Genomic DNA, 23,998 nt, shown 5'->3' with positions numbered 1-23,998 from the left:
CCTGGTAACGGTCTGAATGAAGAATTAATTGGCAAGCGCCCAGACAACGTCGGCAAGGATCTGCGCGCCCATTATCAGGTCGGCTGCGTTGGTGGCTTCTGCCGGGTGATGACTGATGCCGCCCACGCTGGGGACAAAAATCATCGCGGTCGGGCAGATCCTCGATATCATTTGTGCGTCGTGGCTCGCACCGGAAATCATCCGCAGCGTGCGCGAGGTTCTTGCGCTCGCCGCATTACCGATCGCCGCCACGATGTCGGCGGAGAAAAACACCGGCTCCGCGCGGGAGATGCTGCGTAGATCCACCCGAAAGCCGTTGTCCTCAAGCTGGCGGGCTTCCTGATGCAGGCGGATATCGGCCTGCCGCAGTACATCGGCGCTGGCATCGCGAAAATCGACGGTAAAACGAGCCAGCCCTGGGACAACATTGATGGCGCCGGGCATCAGGCTCAACGTGCCGACAGTCGCCACGGCGGGAACACTCTGCCGCGTGGCGTACTCTGACAGGTTTTGCGCCAGACGCATGGCTGCCTGTCCGGCATCCCGCCGCAGATGCATCGGCGTAGTACCGGCGTGGTTAGCCTGTCCCTGCACCTCAACCTGCCACCACGAATGCCCCTGAACCCCTTCAACGATGCCGATCTGGTTGTTTGTGGCCTCCAGCAGCGGCCCCTGTTCGATATGCAACTCCACAAAGCTGCCCGGCAGATGCTGCCAGGGGTCCACATCGCCGGTGCTGCCGCTGCGCTTCAGCTCGCTGCCAAACTGTTCCCCGGTCCGTGACTCCACGGCCAGCGCCTCGCTGAGGCTGACGTCTTTGACCATCACCCGTGAACCCAGCAGGTCCGGGGTAAACCTGACGCCCTCTTCGTTGCTGAAGACGATCACTTCGATCGATGTGGCGGGTTTCAGCCCCTGTTCGTGAAGCGTTTGCAGCAGCTCAATACCGGCCAGCACGCCGTAGCTGCCATCCAGCTCCCCGGCATTAATCACCGTGTCGATATGCGACCCGGTGCAAACCGCTGGCTGCACGTTTTCGCCGGAGCAGGCACCGTGAATATTGCCAATACGATCGATCCACACCCGGGCTCCCGCTTCCTCCAGCCACTGCATTACCTGTGCTCTGGCACGGGTATCTTCATCACTCAGCGCCAGGCGGGTCAGTTCGCCGCTGCGGTTCCTGCCGATGGCGGCCAGCGCTTCCAGCCGTGCCAGCAGACGATCGCCGTTGATTTCAGGTGTCATAGCCGCGCCCTTCCCTGTTCCAGCAGCGAGGCATACAGCGTTTCATCCGTCGCGCCCTCGGTATTGATCAGCAGCACCACGGAGTTCTGATCCAGGCCCAGCAGTTCGCGCGCTCTGGCTGAACCGGCGCAGGCGTGCAGACCGGCCAGACCGGCAGCGCCGCTTTCGCCGCCCTGGATGGCCGGATCGTTGCCCAGCGGCGTGGCCAGGCGTGCCATCGCGTGCAGACCGCACTCGTCGGCCACGGTGATAAACGCAGTGGCGGTTTTTTCGAGGATTTTCCACGCCAGCAGCGACGGCTCGTAGCACTCGAGCATGCCCATCACGGTCGGATCGCTTTCATCAACCCGGACGCTACGGTTACTGATGCTGCTGTGAAACAGGCAGGCCGCGCGTTCGGGTTCAACCACGATAAATTTTGGTGGCCGCTCGCCGGTGCGGCTGCGGATATGGGCGGCGACCGCAGCGGCAAACCCGCCCACGCCCGCCTGCAGGAAAACGTGGGTTGCCGATTTCCCCGCTGTGGCAATCTGCTGCATCAGCTCATCCGCCATCGGCAAATAGCCCTGCATCACCCAGGTGGGAATGGTTTCGTAGCCGGGCCATGAGGTGTCAGAGACTACGTACCAGCCGTTTTCTGCGGCGCTGCGGGTGGTAAACGCCACCGAGTCGTCGTAGCTGCCCTCTACGCGGATTACCTCCGCACCCTGCGCGGCTATCGCCTGCGCGCGGCTTTCGCTGACGCCTTTATGGATATAAATCACCGAACGGCATCCGAGCCGCGTGGCCGCCGCCGCAACGGCACGACCGTGGTTGCCATCCGTTGCGCAGGTAATGGTTATCTGCCGGGCCACGTCACGGACTTCCGGGCTGTCTGTTTCCGCTGCGGTCACTGTTCGGCCCAGCGCTTTTTCCGCCACGTCCAGCACCAGGCGGATCGCCGCATGTGCGCCGCCCAGCGTTTTGAAACTGCGCAATGAGGAACGCTGCCCTTCATCTTTAATATAAAGATCCGCAATACCTAGTGAACGCGCCAGATCGTTAAGTCGATAAAGAGGCGTTTCCGCATATTCGAAACAGCGAAGCCGGTTATTTATTTCGGCAATATGTTCAGTTCCAAAAGGATCGCATTCCGGTGCATCGTGGGAACTCAGCAGTTGGTCAGAAGCATTTATATGAAGTTGCATCTCTCTATCCTTGCTGTCAAAGTGACCGAGAGAATATATGATCCCCGATAAGATAAGTGCTGTCGTAATAATGACAAAAAAAGAGAAATTTTCTCCCCCGCCAAATTGAGGGTACGGTGATGGCTAAATCGCTAAAATCAATAGACGAATTCGACAGAAAAATACTCAATATAATTCAATATGATAACAGCACGCCAGTGAGGGAAATTGCCGAGAAAATTAACCTGTCATTACCGGCAGTTGCTAAACGATTACAGCGGCTAAAAACAAACGGCTACGTTATCCATAACAAAAGCATATTATCCCCGGACCTGCTGGGAATAAATAACACGATTATTGTTAATGTCTCCGTTGAGAATGAGGCGGTAAAAGAACTTGATGAAATTCGCGAACGGTTTATGAAGTGCCCGCAGATTCAGCACTGTTATTATGTAACCGGCGATATTGATTTCGTTTTAATTCTGGCAGTTAAAGACATGCAGGAATATGAGCGGCTCACCCGAGAATTATTCTTTGAAGGTGGCAACGTTCGCCGTTTCAGAACCTACGTCGCCATGGAAAGGGTTAAATCTTCTCAGGATTTATATTTAAGCGCTTTATAACGATAATAAGAATAACGTATTTTACAGCCGATAAAGTCGCGTCCGGAAGGCGCGACCTGCCCGCTTCTGCGAGGCAATACGCATAGACTGCCGGGGTGAACAACGTTAAAGTCAGCCCATCATCCAGGGAGATTCAGAACCAGATATGTCTAACGAGTCGGAAACGTATCATAAATTGCTGACCGCAGCGGCGGCATGTTTCGCCGAAAAAGGCTTCAGCGCCACCAGCGTAAGAGAGATCTCAATCCGCGCGGGCATCAGCCAGGGCTCCATGTATACCTACTTTAAAGGCAAAGACGAGCTGATCGCCGCCATCGTGCTGGAAGAGCAAAAAACGGCGCTGGCGATCCAGGATCGAACCTACGAGGGTGCGCATTTTATCCGCCTTGTGGACCTCGTTCAGCACTGCATATCCGATGTTGGCTATCCCGTTACCCACAATCTGTGGGTTGAGATCATTGCGGAGTCGGCCCGCAACCCTGCACTGCGGGAAACCTTTATCTCCAGCGATCGCATCATGCGCAGCGGGATCGCAAAGATCATCCAGAGAGGTATTGATGCTGGCGAGTTTGCCGCCGATCTTGATATCGAAGAAACGACCATTATTCTCTTTGCTTTTATTGATGGCCTGATTGGCAGAAAAGCCATGCACCCCGACTTCTCGCTGGAGAAAGACCTCCCTTCCTTTAATAAACTGATGCTTAAAATCGTCAGCTGACTGCAGCGGCATAGATAGAAAGCGGGAGAATCGGTGAATTCACTCGCTGTTGAGGCTGGTGAACAGCATTTTCATTGAGCTGGATTCGACGTAAAAAATCGCATCACGTGATGCGGACGCTTATTCCTTCAGCAGCGGCATTCTGGATAACGTACGTTTAAGATTCCAGACATCCCAGGGGAGATGTTCCGCAATACCCAGACCGACAAGCGTCGTTTTATTATCCACCGCCGTTATTAAAGACAGAACCTCATCTAATTCCAGCTTACCCTGTGCGATGCCATCAAAGGCATGTGCATCTGCATCCGGGCGGGAAAAATAGAGCGACCGGAATGTCTGTGGATTCAGAATATCAAGATCAAAATGAACGGCGAGAAATTCAATATTTTCTTTTTCAATCCAGCTAAATATTTCAGCAGCACCCGCCTGAATCGCCTCAGGAGAACAGGTATGAATACCGTGCTTCGCAATAAAGCCCCGCTCGTAGTCAGACTCGCCGTGCAGCCCGGCAATCATAATCCGCTGGCCCGCGACCGGCACGTTTACCGTGCGTGAGAAGTCCGCATCCCCTTCACCCATTAGCGAACCCAGCACGTGCGCATGGGCATGTTCAAACTGCGCGGGCGTCATCACGTCCGGATGCGAATCGATCCACAGGATGCCAAATTTATCGCCATAGACCTCGCTCAGCCACGCAAATGGCGCTAAATCTACCAGGCAATCCCCGCCGAGCATGACAATTTTCCCCGGCCTGTGGGAATGAATTGCTGCCCATGCCGCGTCGAGCTGGCCAAGCAGCTGATGCCGCCCCATCACTCCCTGCTCGTTACGCAACGGGCCAGGCTCACGTACCAGCGGGATCTGCACCGTTGGTGCCGATGAAGAAGGCACCAGCCACGCCAGCAGCTCGGCACCTAATTCGTAGACAGGGTTATTGCCCCCCTGCCACTGCGGCAGAACCATGCGAAGGAGGCCGGTCTGAGTCTTCATTCTGCTTTCCTGTTTAAAATCGATCTGCTTACCGACACCCGCAGGACGGGGGTTATAGTGCGATCGGTAGATAATGAATGAACGTTCATTCAACACTATATTACTTGATCACCGCTGTCTACATTTTTGGCAAATCGGGATTGTGGGAAGCGGAATCGACTACGCTGACAGTATCTCGATCAACGCACGGGTATTGGCCGTCAGCCCCTCTTTTCGCCACACCAGCTCCGTCACAATGCGGCTACCGCTGCTGTCAAAAGGATGAACCTCGACGGGCATCGGGGCAGGAAAGGTGCTGAGCAGCGGCTCGGGCACCACGCCAATGCCCATTCCGGCGCTCACCCCGCCGAGAATAGCGTGATAGGAGGACATTTCTGCCAGCCTATGCGGGCGAAGCTGATGCTGGCTGAACCAGGCCGTCAGGCGATCGCGATAGGAGCACCCGTCGCGGAAAACCAGCAGTGTTTCCCCCTGTAGATCCTCCGCCGACGTCACCGGCGGAAAGCCGCTGGCCGTGATGATCACCAGCTTTTCCTCAAACACCGCCATCCGTTCAAGCCGGTCATCGGCGCGGGCATCGGCAACAAAAGCGGCATCCAGCCGGTGCTCTAACACCGCATCACAGAGATCGCGGCTGGTCCCGGTTTCCAGCTCAATCGCAATATCCCGATGAAGCCGATACAAAGCGGCAAGCGGTGCGGGGAGCCGGGTTGCGGCCATGCTGTCCAACGCACCCAGTCGGAATCTGCCGCCCGGTACGGGCTGGGCGACCTGCTGCTCGGCGGTAGCCACCAGCTGCATAATTTGTAGCGCATGCTCATAGAGCGTTCTGGCTTCTGCGGTGGGGATAAAGCGCCTGTTCGCCCGGACAAACAGGGTGGTGCCCAGCTGGCTTTCTATATTCTGCAGCCGGGCGGTAATGGCGGAAGGGACGCGGCAGAGCAGGCTGGCCGCCGCCGTGATGCTGCCGCTCTCTACCAGAGCGATAATGGTGCGAAAGTCGGCGATATCCATCATTTTCTCCAAAATTGAATTATAGCTACAACTTTATTCAATTGTGATGAAAGTTCCTATCCCTTAACGTCGGGAAAATGACGCAGATTATGGCGCTGCGGCTTAACGCCGCGGCCACAGCGAGGATGAGATGAAAAAACTGGGATTCATTGGCGGCACGGGCCCGGAATCGACCCTGCTTTATTACCGTAAGTTTGTTTATGAAGCTAACCGCCGGATCGGCGGTGACTTTTTTCCCAACTTAACCATTGAGAGCATCAACGTTTATCAGGTGCTGGAGATGTGCGGCCGTAGCGACTTCGCCGGGCTAACCGATTATCTGGCAAAGGCGGTTGAAAACCTTGTGGCCGCTGGCGCAGAGATCGTCGCCCTGACCGGCAATACGCCACATATCGTCTTTGAGGCGCTACAGGCCAGATCGGCAATGCCGCTGGTGAGTATTATTGCCTCTACCCGCGACGCGGTCGTCGCGCAGGGGCTGAAAAACGTGGGGCTGCTGGGCACGCGCTTTACGATGGAGGCAGATTTTTTCAAACAACCGCTGATCGATAAAGGGATTACCGTCGTGATTCCTTCCCGAACTGAAATCGATTTTATCGCCGACCGTATCCACTACGAGCTTGAGAAAGGCATCATTAATCCGCAAACCCGCCAGCAGTTCATCGCGGTGATTGAAAGAATGCGGCAGGAAGACGGTATTGAAGCGGTGATTTTAGGCTGTACCGAGCTGCCTCTTCTATTTGGTGAGGAAGCACTGCCGGTACGGGGCCTGGACACGGTGGAGATTCATATTGATGCGTTGTTCACCGCACTGCTGAATTAAGCCAATCCGGTTCGATCGGTGATGCATAGCGGAGGATTGATATTACGCTTCCCGGGTGCGCAGCGGGCGGAAGAGATAATCATACAGTGCCGAGAACTGGGTGAACCTTTTGACTAACGCCTCGGAGACGGTGCGATGCAGATCGTCCTGTAAAAAACCCAGCGTTGTAGCGTAGTTTTTCGGATGGAAAAAGGCTTTGTCATACACCATCACCGTGCCTTCCCAGGTCAGAACGGAGTGCCCGTCCGGCTGCGGCAGACTCTGGAAGTTGGCTTTATGATATGACTTGCCGTGCATGCCCAGATAGGTGGTGCGCGAGTCGTACTCTTTTTTATTCACCAGGCGGCAAAATTCATAGGGGGAATCGTACTGCGGCAACGAGAAGTCCGGGCCCACCAGATTACTCTCCCCCGACATGCCTTCAATCGTCACCGTCACATTGATCTTATCAAACAGGAAATCGAAGTTATTCGATTTGGCAAAGTCGATATGAATGCTGAAGTTGTCAGATTTAACGGCCCAGCAGTTCAGAAAGCCCGCCAGCAGCACGTTAAAAACCTGCCACTCGCTCATCTTCTTTTCACCGGCCAGGCTGCGGAACCGGCTGACGATCAGCTTTGATTTCGGGTGCATGAATAAGGTGTAAAGTGGATCGCTGGAGCTTAACACTTCCATCATTCAGCCCTTCATCTCAAAATCGCCATAACAGCCGAGCACCTTAGCATTTACAAAGGGCGAAATCAGCCGATCCATGGCTTTTCAGACAAAGCATTCTGCTGTGAACTATCGAGATGCTGAATAAAACGGCCATCGTAAGCCATTCTACATCGTCATTCGGAGCGTACCCGTGCGCAGCCGGGCAGTAGATAAGCAGGGCTATCAATTTTCGAATATTTCGCTTATTGTCACTTTCGTTTATTTCGTATAATCTGGTTTAGAGAATACTCCCTGCGGGTATCGCACAACAACCTGGACAAAAAACGCTACTATTCAATGAGATAATCATGACAAACTCAATTATTAAAAGCTTGAGCCTCCCAGCGCCTGAGGAAATTGAGGTGGCAATCCGTGGACAAAGAGCGCTTGCAACCTATCTATATACCAGGCTGGAAACGCAAAAAATTGCCATTCAGGACGCTGATAATAATACTCACCAGATTGAGTTACCCACTTCTGCACTGACGCTGCTGATGACGATTCTTGGTGAGCTGGCAGCAGGTAATGCCGTGCAGATTGTGCCAGTGCACGCTGAGTTAACGACGCAGGAAGCAGCCAATATTCTGAACGTTTCGCGCCCACACCTGGTGAAACTGCTGGAAGATGGCGCGTTACCTTTCCACAAAACAGGTCGACATCGCCGCGTACTGTTTGCAGATCTGATGAAGTTTAAAGATCAACGCGACACCAATAGCCAAAAGGCTATGCAGGAACTGTCCGACCTCAGTCAGGAAATTGGACTTTACTGATGAATCAGGCAATCCCCGATGCGATGGTTACAGGCTATGAAAATCTGATTGGGAGCATCAACCTGCCCGATCCTGACGATCGCCATGTTGTTGCTGCCGCAGTACGGTGCAATGCAGAGGTGATTGTAACGCTCAATCTGAAGGACTTCCCGGCTTCACGGATGGTTGAATTCGACATTGAATCGCTCCATCCGGATGAGTTTATTTCAGATCTGTTCGACTTAAACCACGCGCTGGCGCTGCAGGCAGTTGCAGAACAGCGAATGAGTATGAGGAAACCGCCTGTTAACGTGGAAGAGTATCTGACAGCATTACTCCGTCAGGGACTCCCCATGACCATCAAGGCAATGGAAAATTACCAGTCGATGCTGTGATAATCTCCCTTATTGAGGAAAGAATAACCAGATATCGACTGAATTTTCCGTCCTTAAAACATCACAGCGCCTGCGCACAAGCCCAGGCGGAGCTCCACGCCCACTGGAAGTTATACCCCCCCAGCCAGCCGGTCACGTCCACCACTTCGCCAATAAAGTACAGCCCCGGCACGTCGCGGGCCTCCATGGTTTTCGAGGAAAGCTGTGTGGTGTCCACGCCGCCCAGGGTGACTTCGGCGGTGCGGTAGCCTTCGGTGCCGTTCGGCTGCACGCGCCACTGATGCAGGGTGGTCGCCAGCTCGCCCTGCTGGCGGCTGTTGAGCTGTTTCAGGGTGCATTCCGGCACATGGCCCAGCAATTGCAGGCACTCGACCAGCCGCTTCGGCAGCAGTTTCGCCAGGGTATTTTTCAGACTCTGGTTCGGGTGCTGATTACGCTCTTCATTAATAAACGCATCGATATCCTGCTGCGGCGACAGATCGATGGTGACAAACTCACCCGGCTGCCAGTAGCTGGAAAGCTGGAGCACCGCCGGGCCGGACAGGCCGCGGTGGGTAAACAGCAGCGCTTCTTTAAACACCGTGCCGTCTTCCGCCGTCATCACCGACGGCACCGACACGCCGGAGAGCGTCTGTAGCTGTTCCAGCAGCGGCTTGTGCAGGGTGAACGGCACCAGCCCGGCGCGGGTCGGGAACACCTTCAGCCCGAACTGTTCGGCAATTTTATAGCCAAACGGCGATGCGCCCAGCCCCGGCATCGACAGACCGCCACTGGCAATCACCAGTTTTTCCGCCTGCACCTCAGCGCCATTCAGCTGAAGCGTATAGCCCGAATCGCCACGCACCACGGACATCACTTCGCTGCGCAGCCGCAGCGTCACGTTCCCCACCTCGCACTCTTTCAGCAGCAGATCGACAATCTGCTGGGCAGAATCATCGCAGAACAGCTGGCCGAGGGTTTTCTCATGCCAGGCAATGCCGTGGCGGTTCACCATATCGATAAAATCCCACTGCGTATAACGCGCCAGTGCGGATTTACAAAAGTGAGGGTTGTGCGACAGGTAGGCCGCCGGTTCGGTATACAGATTGGTGAAGTTGCAGCGGCCACCGCCGGACATCAGGATTTTACGCCCGGCCTTTTTGCCATTATCAATCAGCAGTACGCGCAGCCCTTTCTGGCCCGCCTGCGCCGCACAAAACAGGCCCGCAGCCCCTGCGCCAATTACGATAACGTCATATTTTTCCACTGCTCACCCCGGCACTGCCCGACAAAAACGCTGATTGTAGAGAGTTGGCGGGAGGGATACCAGCATCAGGGGAAACCTCAGCGGAAACAATTTGTAACTTAATGATTTACCATAATTTTCTTAGGGTATTGTCACTATAGTGACACATTAATGTCAAAAAAAGTCTATATTTCACTTTCCCCCAGTGCGGTTTGTCGCTGATAATGCGCCGCGTTCATGTCCTCCAAAATGGCGTAACGCTTATGCTACATCTATTTGCTGGTCTTGATTTTCATACCGGCTTGTTACTGGTTCTGGCTTTGTTGTTTGTATTGATTTATGAAGCGATTAACGGCTTCCACGATACAGCCAACGCGGTCGCAACCGTGATCTACACTCGTGCAATGCGTTCGCAGTTAGCGGTCGTCATGGCAGGGGTGTTCAACTTCTTTGGTGTACTGTTGGGCGGCCTGAGCGTAGCTTATGCCATTGTCCATCTGTTACCCACCGATCTGTTATTGAACGTTGGATCGGCTCACGGGCTGGCAATGGTCTTTTCCATGCTGCTTGCCGCCATTATATGGAACCTCGGAACCTGGTATTTTGGGTTACCGGCTTCCAGCTCCCACACCCTGATTGGTGCCATTATCGGTATCGGCCTGACTAACGCATTGCTGACCGGAACCTCGGTGGTTGATGCGCTGAACGTGCCGAAAATGATTGGCATCTTTATGTCATTGATTGTCTCGCCGATTGTTGGCCTGGTTGTTGCTGGCGGACTGGTGTTCCTGCTGCGCCGTTACTGGAGCGGGAACAAGAAGCGTATGCGTGTCCACATGACGCCAGCGGAACGTGAAAAGATCGATGGCAAGAAAAAGCCGCCGTTCTGGACCCGTATCGCTCTGATCGTTTCCGCGATTGGCGTTAGCTATTCACACGGTGCAAATGACGGCCAGAAAGGCATTGGTCTGATTATGCTGGTGCTGATTGGCGTGGCGCCGGCAGGCTTCGTGGTCAATATGAATTCCACCGGTTATGACATCACCCGTACGCGTGATGCCGTTAACCATCTGGAGCAGTATTACCAGCAGCATGCCGCTTCGCTGACGCACATCATTCAGATGTCGCCACCGGCGATTCCGTCGCCGGAAGACGTGCCGTCCGGTCCTCAGGAGTTCCACTGTGATGCCGCGCGCGCGCTGCCGGTTATCCAGCGTGCTCAGGGACTGCTGAACGACCTGTCCAGCTACGATTCACTGACCGTTGAGCAGCGCAGCCATCTGCGCCGCATGCTGATGTGTATCTCGGATACGGCGGAAAAAGCAGCCAAGCTGCCGGAAACCAGCGCGGAAGATAAACGCTTCCTGACCAAGCTGAAAGGCGATCTGCTGAACACCATCGAGTATGCCCCGGTATGGATTATCGTGGCGGTGGCACTGGCTCTGTCGTTAGGTACGATGGTTGGCTGGCGTCGCGTGGCGACCACTATCGGTGAAAAAATCGGTAAGAAAGGCATGACTTACGCTCAGGGAATGTCGGCGCAGATGACGGCGGCGGTCTCGATTGGCGTGGCAAGTTATACCGGGATGCCGGTTTCAACCACTCACGTTCTCTCCTCCTCGGTGGCGGGTACGATGCTGGTTGACGGCGGTGGCGTTCAGGGCCGCACCATTAAGAATATCCTGCTGGCGTGGGTATTTACCCTGCCGGTATCGATTATTCTTTCCGGTGTGCTGTACTGGATTGCGCTGAAGCTGATTTAAGCCAGCGCGGCGGGGTTGCCCGTCACGCAAAAAGTGTAGAAAGCGGACTTCGGTCCGCTTTTTTTATGGCTGTACGCCGCGCTTAATGCCAGATAGCCAGGCCAATCAGGCTGATAACCACCAGCCCGCAGAGGGAACTGGTCAGGATAAACTGGCCGCGCACGCGCCGACAGCGGCGGATAAACTCATCGTCGTGATGATCGAGATAGCGCTGGGCCCAGATGTAGTACACCAGCCGAACCTGCTTGCCCGGCTGCCCGTGCGAGGTAAAAAATCCCGCGCCATCGACGTACTGATACAGCAAAGGATCGCAACCGCGTAACACCACAAGCAAGGCGCGCAGCGAAGAGAAATAGCGCGCCATATTCACCACACAAACGACACAAAGAGCCCAGAAAAGCGCGATGGTGCTGATCATGATCCCCTCCCGGCCATTCACCACAGAAAACGTCAGACGGACAAACCTCTGCGCCCTGCGATGGTTGAACTGCCCCTGTTATCGATATCGGCCCGATACGGCGGTCAGCCGGATGAGGCGATAAGAAAGCGCTGACTGGCGCCTCTTATCAGTGTAGGAGATCTGCACAAAATTTTTCCAGCACTCTGTACGACATCCCCGATAAACGGAGGAAAATTCATGTTGATCCTGTTCGCAAAGACCGCAGGCTGCCACAACATCCTTTAACAAATTTCGCTATACTAAATCGTATCCCGCATGTATCAGAACTTACGCGAAAAGGAGTATTCATCATGGCTTACAAACATATTCTGATTGCTGTTGACCTGTCGCCTGAGAGTAAACTGCTGGTTGATAAAGCAGTATCGATGGCTCGTCCTTATGATGCAAAAGTCTCATTGATCCACGTTGATGTGAATTATTCCGACCTCTACACCGGTCTGATCGACGTTAATTTGGGTGATATGCAGAAACGGATTTCGGAAGAAACCCACACCGCGCTGACCGAGCTGTCTAACAGCGCCGGTTATCCGATTGCTGAAACCCTTAGCGGCAGCGGCGATCTCGGCCAGGTGCTGGTTGATGCGATTAAGCAGTATCAGGTGGATTTGGTGGTCTGCGGCCACCATCAGGACTTCTGGAGCAAACTGATGTCTTCCGCCCGCCAGCTGATCAATACCGTGCACATTGATATGCTGATTGTGCCGCTGAACGACGAAGACGAAGACTAAGCTCGTTGTCTTGCACAGGCCGGGTTCGCCCGGCCTTTTTATTGCCGCCGTGCTTCAATCCAGTCCTGGACTTCCACCACGAACGTCTGCGGTGCCTTGCGGTACATCTTCAGCGCTAAATCCTGAATAGAGTGCTGTGCCAGCGACTCTTCCATGCGCTGCTGCGCCATCTCCATCACCGAACGCACCCCGCAAATCCCCGAGCAGGCCCACTCCGGCGGCGTTTCATCGAAAATGACCGTGCGCTGGCGGATCTCACGGCAGGCAAACACCTGTTTTTCGCCGTCAATGGCGTTCACCACGTCGAGCAGCGTAATGTTGGCGGCAGGCAGCGCCAGCTGAAAACCGCCGCCCTTGCCTTCACTGCTGCGCACCAGCCCCGCTTTTGACAGGCGGGTAAAGATCTTGGCCAGATAGTCGTAGGGCACATTTTGCAGATCGGCAATCTCCCGCACGCTCATTTCACGCGCGTCCCCGCTGCTATCAACCATAAACATCAGGCTGTGAATGCCGTACTCAACGCCAGAACTATAGAAAGCCATGTACTTATCTCAACCCTGTTAACTCGCGCTAGTGTAGCGTTTTCAGCGCCAGCTTGCGCACAAATCACCTTTGCTTTTTCAAACTCCGACAAATACAATCCGAGTTAATAACCGTAACAAGAGTGACAGTAAAATGCGTAAACAGATTCTGATCGTCGGTGCAGGTTTCTCGGGTATGTGGTCAGCGCTAAGCGCCGCACGGCTGGCAGAAGGCAATGCCGATATCGACATCACCGTGATCGCCCCACAGCCGGAGCTGCGCGTGCGCCCGCGTTTTTATGAAAGCGCCGTGCGTTCGCTGGTTGCCCCTTTGCAGCCGCTGTTCGACGTCACCGGGGTGAATTTCCTGCGCGGTACGGTCAGTCAGATCGATGCGGCGGCTCGCCGGGTCAGCTGGCGTGACGAATCCGGCACCGTGCAGCAGCAGCGCTATGACCGCCTGATTCTGGCCAGCGGCAGCCACGTTAATCGTTCGCAGGTGGCGGGCGTGGCAGAGCACGCGTTTGACCTCGACCAGCTGGAGAGCGCCGAAGTCCTGGAGCAGCACCTTAACGGCCTGGCTCAGCGCCTGGACAGCCCAACACGTAACACCGTGGTGGTCTGCGGCGGTGGCTTCACCGGTATTGAGATGGCGACCGAACTTCCGGCACGCCTGCGGGAGATCCTCGGCGCCCAGGCAAAAACCCGCGTGGTGGTCATTGAACGCGGCCCTCAGCCAGCCGCGCGATTCAGCGAGGAGCTACGCAATGTGATTATCGAGGCTTCCACCGAGCTGGGCGTGGAGTGGAAGGTCAATGCGGAAGTGGAGCAGGTGACGGCAGAAGGCGTGACGCTGAAAGACGGGCAGACAATTGCCGCGCAGACCGTTATCTGGACCGTTGGCGTACAGGCCAACGATCTGACGACGCAGATTGACGCACCGCGCGATCGCCAGGGCCGCCTGCATGTTAACGCCCAGCTGCAGGTCATCGGTCATGAAGAGATTTATGCCACCGGCGACGTGGCGTATGCCGCCACCGACGACAGCGGCAACCACGCGCTGATGACCTGCCAGCACGCGATTCAGCTCGGTAAATTTGCCGGTAACAACGCGGCGGCGAGCCTGCTGGATATCGCGCCGCTGCCTTATCGTCAGGAAAACTACGTCACCTGCCTCGATCTGGGTGCGTGGGGCGCGGTCTATAGCGAAGGCTGGGATCAGCAGGTTAAGCTGACGCGGGCGGAAGCGAAAAAGCTGAAAGTGTCGATCGTCAGCGAACTGATCTACCCACCGGCAGCCGATAAGGCCACCGCGTTCAGGATCGCCGACCCGCTCGCGCCGTTTGTGTGATCGCAGCCTAACCCGCACGGGCTAAAGGCAAAAAAAAGGGCACGGCCTGGGTGCTCCCGCAGACCGTGCCCAACATTACGATCGCGCCGTTACGCTGTTAACGGCGCATAAATATCAAAGCGATGGCCTTTGGTTGTCACCGCGTTCGGCGTGGCCACATCGGCCAGCGGCGGCGCATAGTCCGGGCGCTTTACGACGATCCGTTTGGTCGCCAGCTGACGCGCCGGTTGCAGCAGCCCGTCGGCATCGAGGTCCGGCCCGACCAGCGACTGAAACACCCGCATCTCTTTCTTCACCAGCGCGCTTTTCTGTTTGTGCGGAAACATCGGATCAAGGTACACCACCTGCGGGCGCGGCGTGATATCCGTCAGCGCCGTCAGGCTGGAGGCGTGCAGCAGCGTCAGCCGCTCGCGCAGCCACGGGCCAATCTCCGCATCGGCATAGCCGCGTGCCAGGCCGTCATCCAGCAGTGCTGCCACTACCGGATTACGCTCCAGCATTCTCACGCGGCAGCCCACGGACGCCAGCACAAACGCATCGCGCCCCAGACCCGCCGTGGCATCGACCACATCCGGCAGATAGCCACTTTTAATGCCGACGGCTTTTGCCACCGCCTCACCGCGACCGCCGCCGAACTTGCGGCGATGTGCCATCGCACCACCGACGAAATCCACGAAAATGCCGCCGAGTTTCGGCTCGTCGCGCTTGCGCAGTTCAAGGTGCGTGGCGGTCATCACCAGCGCCATTACGGCACTGTCGTCATGCGTCAGCTGCCAGCGATCGGCCAGAATAGATAAGGCACCGTTTCCGGTGCCCGTTTCATCCAGTAAACAGATGTTCAAAACCGCTTATCCCTTGATGCCGTAGTGTTTCAGCATCGCATCCAGCTGCGGCTCGCGGCCACGGAAGCGTTTAAACAGCTCCATTGGCTCTTCGGAACCGCCGCGCGTCAGGATGTTATCGAGGAACGACTGCCCGGTTTCACGGTTGAAGATCCCTTCCTGTTCAAAGCGCGAGTACGCATCCGCTGCCAGCACATCCGCCCACAGATAGCTGTAGTAGCCTGCGGCATAGCCACCGGCAAAGACGTGGCTGAAGGCGTGCGGGAAGCGGCCCCACGATGGACCCGGCACTACGGCGACCAGCGCTTTCACTTCTTTCAGCGTTTCCAGGATCTGTGCGCCTTTCGCCGGGTCGAACTCGGTATGCAGGCGGAAGTCGAACAGGCCGAACTCCAGCTGGCGCAGGATAAACAGCGCGGCCTGGTAGTTTTTCGCGGCCAGCATTTTTTCCAGCAGTTCCTGCGGCAGCGGCTCACCGGTTTCATAATGACCGGAGATAAACGCCAGCGCTTCCGGCTCCCAGCACCAGTTTTCCATAAACTGGCTCGGCAGCTCGACCGCATCCCACGGCACACCGCTGATGCCGGATACGCCCGGGGTTTCAATGCGGGTCAGCATATGGTGCAGGCCGTGACCGAACTCATGGAACAGGGTAGTCACTTCGTTGTGGGTGAACAGCGCAGGCTTGCCGCCGAGCGGGCGGTTGAAGTTACAGGTCAGATAGGCCACCGGCTTTTGCAGGCTGCCGTCGGCTTTGCGCATCTGGCCAACGCAGTCATCCATCCAGGCACCGCCGCGCTTGTGCTCGCGCGCGTAAAGGTCCAGATAGAAGCTGCCGCGCAGTTCGCCGCTTTCGTCAAACAGGTCGAAGAAACGCACGTCGGGGTGATACACATCGACATCTTTGCGTTCACTGGCGGTGATGCCGTAAATGCGTTTCACCACTTCAAACAGGCCGCTCAGCGCACGCTGCTCCGGGAAGTACGGACGCAGCTGCTCGTCGCTGATCGAGTACAGGTGCTGTTTCTGCTTTTCACCGTAGTAAGTCAGATCCCACGGCTGCAGTTCGTCCACGCCGAACTCTTTTTTCGCAAAAGCGCGCAGCTCGGCCAGCTCCTGCTCCGCCTGCGGACGTGCACGTTTCGCCAGATCGGTCAGGAAGTCGATCACCTGCGCCGGGCTTTCCGCCATCTTGGTCGCCAGTGATTTATGCGCGAAGGAGTCAAAGCCCAGCAGCTGGGCCAGCTCGTGGCGCAGGGCCAGCTCTTCGGCCATCACTTCGCTGTTGTCCCACTTCCCGGCGTTTGGACCCTGGTCGGACGCACGAGTCGAGTAGGCGCGGTACAGTTCTTCACGCAGCGCCTGGTTGTCGCAGTAGGTCATCACCGGCAGATAGCTTGGGATGTCCAGTGTCAGCAGCCAGCCCTGCTGCTCTTTCGCTTCAGCCTGCGCTTTCGCGGCGGCCAGCGCGCTTTCCGGCATGCCGGACAGTTCGCTTTCATCGCTAATCAGCTTGCTCCAGCCCATGGTCGCATCCAGCACGTTGTTGCTGTAGGTCGAACCCAGCTCGGAGAGGCGTGCGGCGATTTCACCGTAGCGCTGCTGCTTCTCTTTCGACAGGCCGATACCGGACAGCTCGAAATCACGCAGTGCGTTATCGACCGCTTTTTTCTGTGCCAGATCGAGCGCGGCGTAGTGGCTGCCCTCTTTCAGATCGCGATATGCCTGATAAAGCCCTTCATGCTGGCCCGCCCAGGTGCTGTATTCCGACAGCAGCGGCAGGGTTTGTTCGTAGGCCTGGCGCAGCTCCGGGCTGTTTTTTACCGAATTCAGGTGGCTGACCGGGGAGAACAGGCGGCTTAAACGATCGTCGACTTCTGCCAGCGGCTGCACCAGGTTATCCCAGCTGTAGGGCGCACCCTGGGCAACAGCTTTCTCAACCGCCGCACGGCAATCATCCAGTGCCTGGGTCACGGCGGGAACCACATGTTCAGGCTTGATGGCGGAAAACGGAGGAAGAGTAAACGAAGAAAGTAACGGGTTGGTCATAGCGCAGTAGTCCTTTAATCGGTGTAAGGAGCGCGTTTTTACGCACGATTTCTTTAACATGAGGCTAAGTGTAGCGAAAATCAATGGTTGCCAGCGTAACATCTCCCCTTCATCGGCTATCGGAGCGGCTTCTCACCGCACGTTCGGCTTTGCTGGTGCCGGGTCGGCATTGCATACTCTTTCGCTTTGTTACGCCGTATTACTCATTTAAACAGGGAGTGAAATGATGTGGTTTTTGCTGGCGCTGTCTTTGCTGTTCTTGTCATTTAGTCTGCGCAGCTCACTGGTATTGTTATTTATTGCTCTGGCAATGGCGATTATCGATCAAACGCTGCTGCCACCGGGTATTATTGCTCTTGGCATTATGTTCTGCATCGCTATTTGCTGGGGATATCGCCAGCGGCAAACGCCGTTTGCGCTACCGGGCGAGATCCTGCTGGTTGCTGGCGCAATCGCGCTGGGGCTACATATGATCCCAGGTTTTAATAATCAAATCGCGGCTTCAGGCGTGCAGGCCGGGCCGCAGAGCCTGCCGTTCACCTTCTATTTTAATCTTGATAAAGCGCTGATCCCCTTCCTGCTGCTGGGCTGTATGCCAACGCTTATCGCCCGTCCGTCACAGCAGCCGCAGAATCCGCTGTGGTGGCTGATACTGATGCTGTCGATGCCTCTGCTGCTGTTGGTGGCAACCGTTATCGGCGCGCTGCGGGTGGAGCCTCATATTCCAACCTGGATTGGCTCGTTTATGCTCGCCAACCTGTTTTTCGTCTGTCTGGCGGAAGAAGCCCTGTTCCGTGGCTATATTCAGCAGCGCCTGAGCCAGTTCCTGGGCGATAAGCGCGCGCTGTTGATTGCCTCGGTATTATTTGGCCTGGCACACTTTTCTGGTGGACTGATGCTGGTATTTTTCGCCACGCTGACGGGCGTGATTTACGGTCTGGCCTGGCTGTGGAGCGGACGTCTTTGGGTGGCTACGCTGGTGCATTTTTCCTTTAATATGCTGCACCTGCTGTTCTTCACCTATCCTGTATGGCAACGCCTGCCGACCTGATATAATCGGCACAATTCGTTCTCATGCTTTTTCCTGCATCCGTTGCTGTGCGCCGTTCTGTAGGGTAATCCGTGGGGTAATAATTGTAGAAAATTGATTCACCATCAATTAAAGCCGCATAAAATCAACAGGATAAATAATGCTCAGCTATCGCCACAGTTTTCACGCCGGCAACCACGCCGATGTACTTAAGCACACCGTACAAAGCCTGATTATCAGTTCGCTGAACGAGAAAGATAAACCCTATCTTTACCTCGACACCCACGCGGGCGCCGGTCGGTATCTGCTGAGCGGTGAGCATGCGGAGCGTACCGGCGAATATCTGGAAGGCATCGCCCGCATCTGGCAGCAGGACGATCTCCCTGCCGAGCTTGAGCCGTATATTAAAGCGGTTAAGGATCTGAATCCTAACGGCAAGCTGCGCTACTACCCGGGTTCTCCGCTGATTGCGCGCTACCTGCTGCGTGAATACGACAAGCTACAGCTGACCGAACTGCACTCCAGCGATTTCCCGCTGCTGCGCGGTGAGTTCCTGAAAGACAGCCGCGCGCGCACCGATCGTGCCGATGGCTATCAGCAGCTGAAAGCCAAGCTGCCGCCGCTGTCCCGCCGTGGTTTTGTGCTGATCGACCCACCTTACGAGCTGAAAAGCGACTATCAGGCCGTCGTGAAGGGTATCGAAGAGGGTTATAAGCGCTTCAGTACCGGCGTTTATGCGCTGTGGTATCCGGTGGTGCTGCGTCAGCAGATTAAGCGCATGTGTAAAGAGCTGGAAGCTACCGGCATTCGCCGTATTCTGCAGATCGAGCTGGGCGTGCGCCCGGACAGCGACCGTTTCGGCATGACAGCGTCGGGGATGATTGTGGTTAACCCGCCGTGGAAGCTGGAGCAGCAGATGAAGAATGTGCTGCCGTGGCTGGAAAAAGTGCTGGTGCCGTCCGGGACCGGGCATTCTAAGGTTGAGTGGATCGTTCCGGAGTAATTTCTGCGGGTTCGCTGCGTGGGTCGTGCGGGGAGTTCGGTATTCAGTGCGGATGGCTGCGTGAGTCGTGCGGGAGTACGGTATTCAGTGCAGGTGGCTGCGTGAGTCGTGCGGGAGCACGGTATTCAGTGCGGAGGCTGCGTGAGTCGTGCGGGAGTACGGCCTCTGCGGCGGCGGCGGGCGGTCCTCGCGCCGCGCTTTGCGCGGTGCCCTCGTCTCCGGCATCTGACCGACGGACCGTTTGAGAGCGGGCTTCCTGCCCGCACTCAAACTGACGCCAGCGTCCCTGCTGTCGTCTCCTGGTCAGTTGCCTCCACCTCAGCGCTGCGGATTGCCACTTTGCCGCCGCAGAGGCCGTTCTCCTTCAGTTTTCGTGCTCGCTTTCCGTTAAGTCAGGGGTTCGCTCTTCGTTCGGTAAATCTGTTTTTCTTTCTCAACGCTCAACTGTACGTCGGTACGCAGGGCCGGTGACATCAGCGGCTTATCTACAACATTAAACGTCAGGCCGGATTATCCCTTGCAGGCAATACCAGAAGTCACAGCGCTGACGGGGCGTGGCCACGCCCCGTCAGCGCAGGCACCAGAGCACCAGAGCACCAGAGCACCAGACTGTACAACCCCGATCTGTCAGACAACAAACACCGCAAAATCATGCGCCATCTCCGTCACCGGAAACACCGCCCGGCACTCATCCAACAGCCGCTCACAGTCCTGACGTAAATAACGCGAACTCAGATGGGTGATAATCAGCCGCTTCGCCCCGCTCTCCTTCGCCACCCTGGCCGCCTGCACCGTCGAGGAATGACCGCGACCGTTGGCTTTTTCTTCCATCGCCACTTCCAGCGTCGCCTCATGCACCATCACATCAACACCCGCCGCCAGATCGGTTGCCGCCGCAGTGGGTGCCGTATCGCCAAAGATCGCCAGACTGCGCCCCTTGATGGAACTACCCAGATAGTCCCAGCCATTCACCACCCGACCATCATCGAGCGTCACGCTGCGCCCCTGCTTTAAATCGTAATAGTAAGGGCCGGGCAGATAGCCGTCCGCTTTCAGCCGCTCCGCATCCAGCGCGCCGGGTTTGTCATGCTCATCAATCCGGTAGCCGTAACACTCCACCGGATGAGTCAGCGGAAACGCGGTAACGCGAAACTGCTCGTCGTTGCACACCTCTCCGGCGGTAATCTCAACGATCTCCAGCGGGAAAGTCAGCCACGACCCGCTCAGCTGTAGCGAGGTTTCCACAAAGGTCTTAATTCCCACCGGGCCGTATAGCGTTAACGGCTCGGTGGCACCGTTCATCGACCTGCTGGTCAGCAACCCCGGCAGGCCGAAAATATGATCGCCGTGCAGATGGGTAATAAAGATTTTCTCAATTTTCACCGGCTTAATCGGCGTACGCAGGATCTGATGCTGGGTCCCTTCTCCGCAGTCAAACAGCCAGCTGCCGCGATTGTATTCACTCAGGTTCAGCGAAATGCTGGTAACATTTCGCTCGCGGCTCGGGGTACCTGCACCGGTACCTAAAAACTGTAATTCCATACGCTTTCTACTCCGTCATAGCGTTGTTTCCTGCGGCGAGCAGGAGAAAAAGAGGGCGAGTTTAGCACTGGTTATCCCCGTGCAGCTGCTCCCAGCTCAGATCGAAACGGGCCAGATACTTACGCAGGCGGTCGGCATCGTTGGGCTGCTTTTTCTGCTGGCGGGATACGGCAAACAGCCTGCGTCCGGCATCGGACAGCGACGATGACGTGCGGCAAATCGCCAGTACGCTTTCCAGCTGGGTACGATCAAAGAGATCCAGCTCAACCATCCCCTCCGGCAAACTGCCGCCCTCTACCTGATACCAACTGCGGCGCAGCCGGGCAATCTCCTCTTCCACCTGCTCGCTACCGATACGCCCTTCATCCGCCAGCGTCGCCATCCGCGTTACAGAAGCGCTTAACTCGCGAAAATTTCCCGGCCAGCGGGCTTCAGGCGAACAGGCAAACTGCAAAAAACGCTGCCTCGCTGGCGGTTCAAACCGCACCTGTGACTGACTGTCGCCAGCATAACGCAGCAGTTCATACTCCAGGTTAGGCTCGATGTCCTCACGCCGCTGTGCCAGACCCGGCAGCGTAAAGGTCCACATATTGATACGCGCGAAGAGATCTTCGCGGAAGCGCCCTTCCGCCACCCGCTGCCGCAGGTCGCGATGCGTACCGGCGATCAGCTGAAAATCGCTGCTCACCTCTTTATCACTGCCGAAAGGCAAAAAACGCTTTTCTTCAATCGCCTTCAGCAGCATCGCCTGCTCATCCAGCCCCAGCTCGGCGATTTCATCAAGGAACAACATGCCACCGTCCGCTTCACGCAGCAGGCCGTTTCGCGCCTGCTGCGCGCCGGTGAAGGCACCTTTCACATGGCCGAACAGCGTCGACATGGCATTATCACCGCGCAGGGTAGCGCAGTTAACGGCGACCAGCCTGCCCTTGACCCGATGCCGCGACTGGCGCAGCTGCCAGATGCGCTCGGCCAGAAACGATTTGCCCGCCCCGGTGGGGCCGGTAAGCAGAATGGGAGCCGTGGAACGCAGCGCCACCCGCTCAATCTGTTCGATAAGCGTGTTGAAGGTGGTGTTTCGCGTGGCAATACCGCCCTTCAACAGCGAAACCGATGCGGCCTGTTCACGCATAAAACGGCTGGTCAGCGTGGCATAACGGCGCAGATCCAGATCGATAATCGAATAAGCCCCTGCCGTTTTGGGTTCACCCTCGTTCTGGCCCGGTCCGGTTTGCAGCAGGCGGGCGGGCAGATAGCGCGCTTCCGTGAGCAGGAACCAGCAGATCTGCACCACGTGCGTCCCGGTCGTAATGTGGACCAGATACTCTTCATTTTCCGTATCAAACGTATAGCGGCTGGCAAACTCAAGCAGTGCGCCGTACACCTCTTCAAAATCCCAGGGATCGCGGAGTACGATTTCGTTGAGCTGAACCTGCGTCGCCGGTGATACCTGCGCCACGTCTTCCACCACCTGCCCGGCCAGCTGCAGGCTGTTGTCGCCGTGCAGCAGCTCCAGTCGGTCAATGGCAAAACCCGGCTGCATACAAAGACCGACGGTGGGCCGCCATTTGTTCCAGCGGTTATGGCGTTTCCCGCGTTTATCCAGCGTGGTGCCCAGCATGCCAATCACAACCCGACGCTTCATGTTTATCCTTAAATATAAAAAGCGAGATAAAAAGATAATAATCTAACTTACAGCATCAATATCGATCATCAAAAATATTTTTTAAAAACCATATTATTCATAAAGTTAAAAATAAATTCACGGCTAAAACCCGCAATGGCACGCTTCTGGCAATAGTGGTTCGTCACCCACGTTAAGCAAAAGGAATAACAGATGGCAAATGAATGGCAGCAGTTGCAGAACCCCGACGGCGCTGCGGTAAAAATGTGGACGCATGGCGTACCGGTCGATCCGAAAGCACAGCAGCAGCTGCTGAATACCGCCAAAATGCCGTTTATCTTTAAACATCTGGCAGTGATGCCGGACGTTCACGTCGGAAAAGGCTCCACGATTGGCAGCGTGATACCGACCAAAGGGGCGATTATCCCGGCAGCGGTCGGCGTGGATATTGGCTGCGGCATGATTGCCGTGCGTACCTCACTAACGGCCGCCGATCTGCCGGATAATCTGCTCGGCATTCGCAGCGCAATTGAACGGGCGGTGCCTCACGGCCGCAGCAGCGGACGGTCGGGCCGGGATCGCGGGGCGTGGCAGAATCCACCTGGCGTGGTTGATAACCACTGGCAGGCGCTGGAACAGGGCTTCAAACGTATTACGGATAAGTACCCTGCACTGCTGAAAACCAATAACTACCAGCATCTCGGCACGCTCGGTACAGGTAATCACTTTATCGAGCTCTGCCTGGATGAAGCCGAGCGGGTATGGGTGATGCTGCACAGCGGGTCGCGCGGCGTTGGCAATGCCATCGGCAACCTGTTTATTACTCTGGCACAGCAGGATATGCGCCAGCACATCGCCAACCTGCCGGACCGCGATCTGGCCTATTTTGCCGAAGGCAGCGCGCATTTTGATGACTATCTGCAGGCGGTGGAATGGGCACAGGACTACGCCCGCCACAACCGCATGGTGATGATGCAGCAGACGCTGGCGGCGCTGGCGCAGGCGGTAACCAAACCGTTTATCGCCGAGGAACAGGCGGTTAACTGCCACCACAACTATGTGCAGCGCGAACAGCATTTCGGCGAAGAGGTGCTGATCACGCGTAAAGGTGCGGTTTCCGCGCGCAAAGGCGAAATGGGGATTATTCCCGGCTCGATGGGGGCGAAAAGCTTTATCGTGCGCGGGCTGGGCAATGAAGAGAGCTTCTGCTCATGCAGCCACGGCGCCGGGCGCGTGATGAGCCGTACCGAGGCGAAAAACCGTTTCACCGTAGCCGACCAGCAGCGCGCAACGGCACACGTTGAGTGCCGTAAAGACAGTAACGTCATCGATGAAATCCCGATGGCCTACAAAGATATCGACGCGGTGATGGCCGCCCAGGCCTCGCTGGTAGAAATTGTCCACACCCTGCGCCAGGTGGTGTGCGTAAAAGGATAAGGAG

General features: G+C 56.3%; 23 protein-coding genes. 11 read left to right on the top strand and 12 right to left on the bottom strand.

All coding sequences use genetic code 11. The features are described 5' to 3' along the window. Positions 1-24 precede the first annotated feature (24 nt). Positions 25-1,245, bottom strand: coding sequence for a M20 family metallo-hydrolase (locus OMR58_RS16115; RefSeq protein ID WP_264546397.1), 1,221 nt, complete (start codon positions 1,243-1,245; stop codon positions 25-27). Next, complete coding sequence (locus tag OMR58_RS16110; RefSeq protein ID WP_200563203.1) at positions 1,242-2,432, bottom strand: diaminopropionate ammonia-lyase; 1,191 nt, start codon at positions 2,430-2,432, stop codon at positions 1,242-1,244. The genes OMR58_RS16115 and OMR58_RS16110 overlap by 4 nt, the downstream gene beginning before the upstream one ends. 119 nt (positions 2,433-2,551) lie before the next feature. Here OMR58_RS16110 and OMR58_RS16105 point away from each other — a divergent pair, with 119 nt between their 5' ends. Both OMR58_RS16105 and OMR58_RS16100 read left to right on the top strand, forming a co-directional pair. Next, a complete protein-coding gene (locus OMR58_RS16105) occupies positions 2,552-3,034 on the top strand; it encodes an Lrp/AsnC family transcriptional regulator (RefSeq protein WP_200563201.1) in 483 nt (160 codons plus the stop codon). Between the two features lie 145 nt (positions 3,035-3,179). Continuing rightward, positions 3,180-3,752 carry a TetR/AcrR family transcriptional regulator gene (locus tag OMR58_RS16100; RefSeq protein WP_200563199.1) on the top strand — a complete coding sequence of 191 codons (573 nt, stop codon included), beginning with the start codon at positions 3,180-3,182 and terminating at the stop codon, positions 3,750-3,752. Positions 3,753-3,872: 120 nt separating this feature from the next. On the opposite strand, the gene OMR58_RS16095 is transcribed toward OMR58_RS16100, so the two are convergent. Together OMR58_RS16095 and OMR58_RS16090 are read right to left on the bottom strand one after the other, a co-directional pair. Further along, a complete protein-coding gene (locus OMR58_RS16095; RefSeq protein WP_200563197.1) occupies positions 3,873-4,742 on the bottom strand; it encodes an arginase family protein in 870 nt (289 codons plus the stop codon). Positions 4,743-4,901: 159 nt separating this feature from the next. After that, a complete protein-coding gene (locus tag OMR58_RS16090; protein WP_264546396.1) occupies positions 4,902-5,759 on the bottom strand; it encodes a LysR family transcriptional regulator in 858 nt (285 codons plus the stop codon). 127 nt (positions 5,760-5,886) lie between these two features. Here OMR58_RS16090 and OMR58_RS16085 point away from each other — a divergent pair, with 127 nt between their 5' ends. Beyond that, complete coding sequence (locus OMR58_RS16085) at positions 5,887-6,579, top strand: aspartate/glutamate racemase family protein (protein ID WP_200563195.1); 693 nt, start codon at positions 5,887-5,889, stop codon at positions 6,577-6,579. A gap of 42 nt (positions 6,580-6,621) precedes the next feature. On the opposite strand, the gene OMR58_RS16080 is transcribed toward OMR58_RS16085, so the two are convergent. Next, complete coding sequence (locus OMR58_RS16080) at positions 6,622-7,257, bottom strand: hypothetical protein (protein WP_264546395.1); 636 nt, start codon at positions 7,255-7,257, stop codon at positions 6,622-6,624. Between the two features lie 326 nt (positions 7,258-7,583). Between OMR58_RS16080 and OMR58_RS16075 the strand changes: the two genes are divergently transcribed. Continuing rightward, positions 7,584-8,045 (top strand): helix-turn-helix domain-containing protein, encoded by a 462-nt coding sequence (locus OMR58_RS16075; RefSeq protein ID WP_264546394.1) that lies wholly within the window; start codon positions 7,584-7,586, stop codon positions 8,043-8,045. Continuing rightward, positions 8,045-8,419, top strand: a complete 375-nt coding sequence (locus OMR58_RS16070; protein WP_200563191.1) for a hypothetical protein — start codon at positions 8,045-8,047, stop codon at positions 8,417-8,419. Before OMR58_RS16075 ends, OMR58_RS16070 begins: the two co-directional genes overlap by 1 nt. A gap of 61 nt (positions 8,420-8,480) precedes the next feature. On the opposite strand, the gene OMR58_RS16065 is transcribed toward OMR58_RS16070, so the two are convergent. Continuing rightward, a complete protein-coding gene (locus OMR58_RS16065) occupies positions 8,481-9,665 on the bottom strand; it encodes an NAD(P)/FAD-dependent oxidoreductase (RefSeq protein WP_264546393.1) in 1,185 nt (394 codons plus the stop codon). Between the two features lie 242 nt (positions 9,666-9,907). Between OMR58_RS16065 and pitA the strand changes: the two genes are divergently transcribed. Next, entirely contained in the window at positions 9,908-11,407 is a 1,500-nt protein-coding gene (gene pitA, locus OMR58_RS16060) for an inorganic phosphate transporter PitA (RefSeq protein ID WP_200563187.1), read from the top strand. Positions 11,408-11,489: 82 nt separating this feature from the next. Here the strand turns inward: pitA and uspB are convergent, their stop codons facing one another. Next, on the bottom strand, positions 11,490-11,825 hold the full coding sequence (gene uspB, locus OMR58_RS16055) for a universal stress protein UspB (RefSeq protein ID WP_200547192.1): 336 nt from the start codon (positions 11,823-11,825) through the stop codon (positions 11,490-11,492). A 332-nt stretch (positions 11,826-12,157) separates the two neighbouring features. On the opposite strand from uspB, the gene uspA reads away from it, so the two are divergent. Next, entirely contained in the window at positions 12,158-12,595 is a 438-nt protein-coding gene (uspA, locus tag OMR58_RS16050; RefSeq protein ID WP_105595727.1) for a universal stress protein UspA, read from the top strand. Positions 12,596-12,633: 38 nt separating this feature from the next. Here uspA and OMR58_RS16045 read toward each other — a convergent pair whose 3' ends face one another. Beyond that, positions 12,634-13,137 (bottom strand): RrF2 family transcriptional regulator, encoded by a 504-nt coding sequence (locus tag OMR58_RS16045; RefSeq protein WP_264546392.1) that lies wholly within the window; start codon positions 13,135-13,137, stop codon positions 12,634-12,636. 133 nt (positions 13,138-13,270) lie between these two features. Between OMR58_RS16045 and OMR58_RS16040 the strand changes: the two genes are divergently transcribed. Next, entirely contained in the window at positions 13,271-14,467 is a 1,197-nt protein-coding gene (locus OMR58_RS16040) for an NAD(P)/FAD-dependent oxidoreductase (RefSeq protein WP_264546391.1), read from the top strand. An 89-nt stretch (positions 14,468-14,556) separates the two neighbouring features. Here the strand turns inward: OMR58_RS16040 and rsmJ are convergent, their stop codons facing one another. After that, entirely contained in the window at positions 14,557-15,309 is a 753-nt protein-coding gene (rsmJ, locus tag OMR58_RS16035; RefSeq protein ID WP_264546390.1) for a 16S rRNA (guanine(1516)-N(2))-methyltransferase RsmJ, read from the bottom strand. Positions 15,310-15,315: 6 nt separating this feature from the next. Next, positions 15,316-17,358 (bottom strand): oligopeptidase A, encoded by a 2,043-nt coding sequence (prlC, locus tag OMR58_RS16030; protein WP_264546389.1) that lies wholly within the window; start codon positions 17,356-17,358, stop codon positions 15,316-15,318. Positions 17,359-17,584: 226 nt separating this feature from the next. Here prlC and OMR58_RS16025 point away from each other — a divergent pair, with 226 nt between their 5' ends. Together OMR58_RS16025 and OMR58_RS16020 are read left to right on the top strand one after the other, a co-directional pair. Further along, complete coding sequence (locus OMR58_RS16025; RefSeq protein ID WP_264546406.1) at positions 17,585-18,409, top strand: CPBP family intramembrane glutamic endopeptidase; 825 nt, start codon at positions 17,585-17,587, stop codon at positions 18,407-18,409. A gap of 139 nt (positions 18,410-18,548) precedes the next feature. Further along, complete coding sequence (locus OMR58_RS16020; protein WP_105595722.1) at positions 18,549-19,391, top strand: 23S rRNA (adenine(2030)-N(6))-methyltransferase RlmJ; 843 nt, start codon at positions 18,549-18,551, stop codon at positions 19,389-19,391. Between the two features lie 627 nt (positions 19,392-20,018). On the opposite strand, the gene rnz is transcribed toward OMR58_RS16020, so the two are convergent. After that, positions 20,019-20,933, bottom strand: coding sequence for a ribonuclease Z (rnz, locus tag OMR58_RS16015; protein WP_264546388.1), 915 nt, complete (start codon positions 20,931-20,933; stop codon positions 20,019-20,021). Positions 20,934-20,994: 61 nt separating this feature from the next. Next, a complete protein-coding gene (rtcR, locus tag OMR58_RS16010; protein ID WP_264546387.1) occupies positions 20,995-22,578 on the bottom strand; it encodes an RNA repair transcriptional activator RtcR in 1,584 nt (527 codons plus the stop codon). Positions 22,579-22,770: 192 nt separating this feature from the next. Between rtcR and OMR58_RS16005 the strand changes: the two genes are divergently transcribed. Next, a complete protein-coding gene (locus OMR58_RS16005) occupies positions 22,771-23,994 on the top strand; it encodes an RtcB family protein (protein ID WP_264546386.1) in 1,224 nt (407 codons plus the stop codon). The last annotated feature ends 4 nt before the right edge of the window (positions 23,995-23,998 follow it).

Source organism: Erwinia sp. INIA01 (assembly GCF_025947915.1).
Lineage (GTDB): Bacteria > Pseudomonadota > Gammaproteobacteria > Enterobacterales > Enterobacteriaceae > Erwinia > Erwinia coffeiphila.
This window is presented reverse-complemented; position numbering and strand designations above follow the sequence as displayed.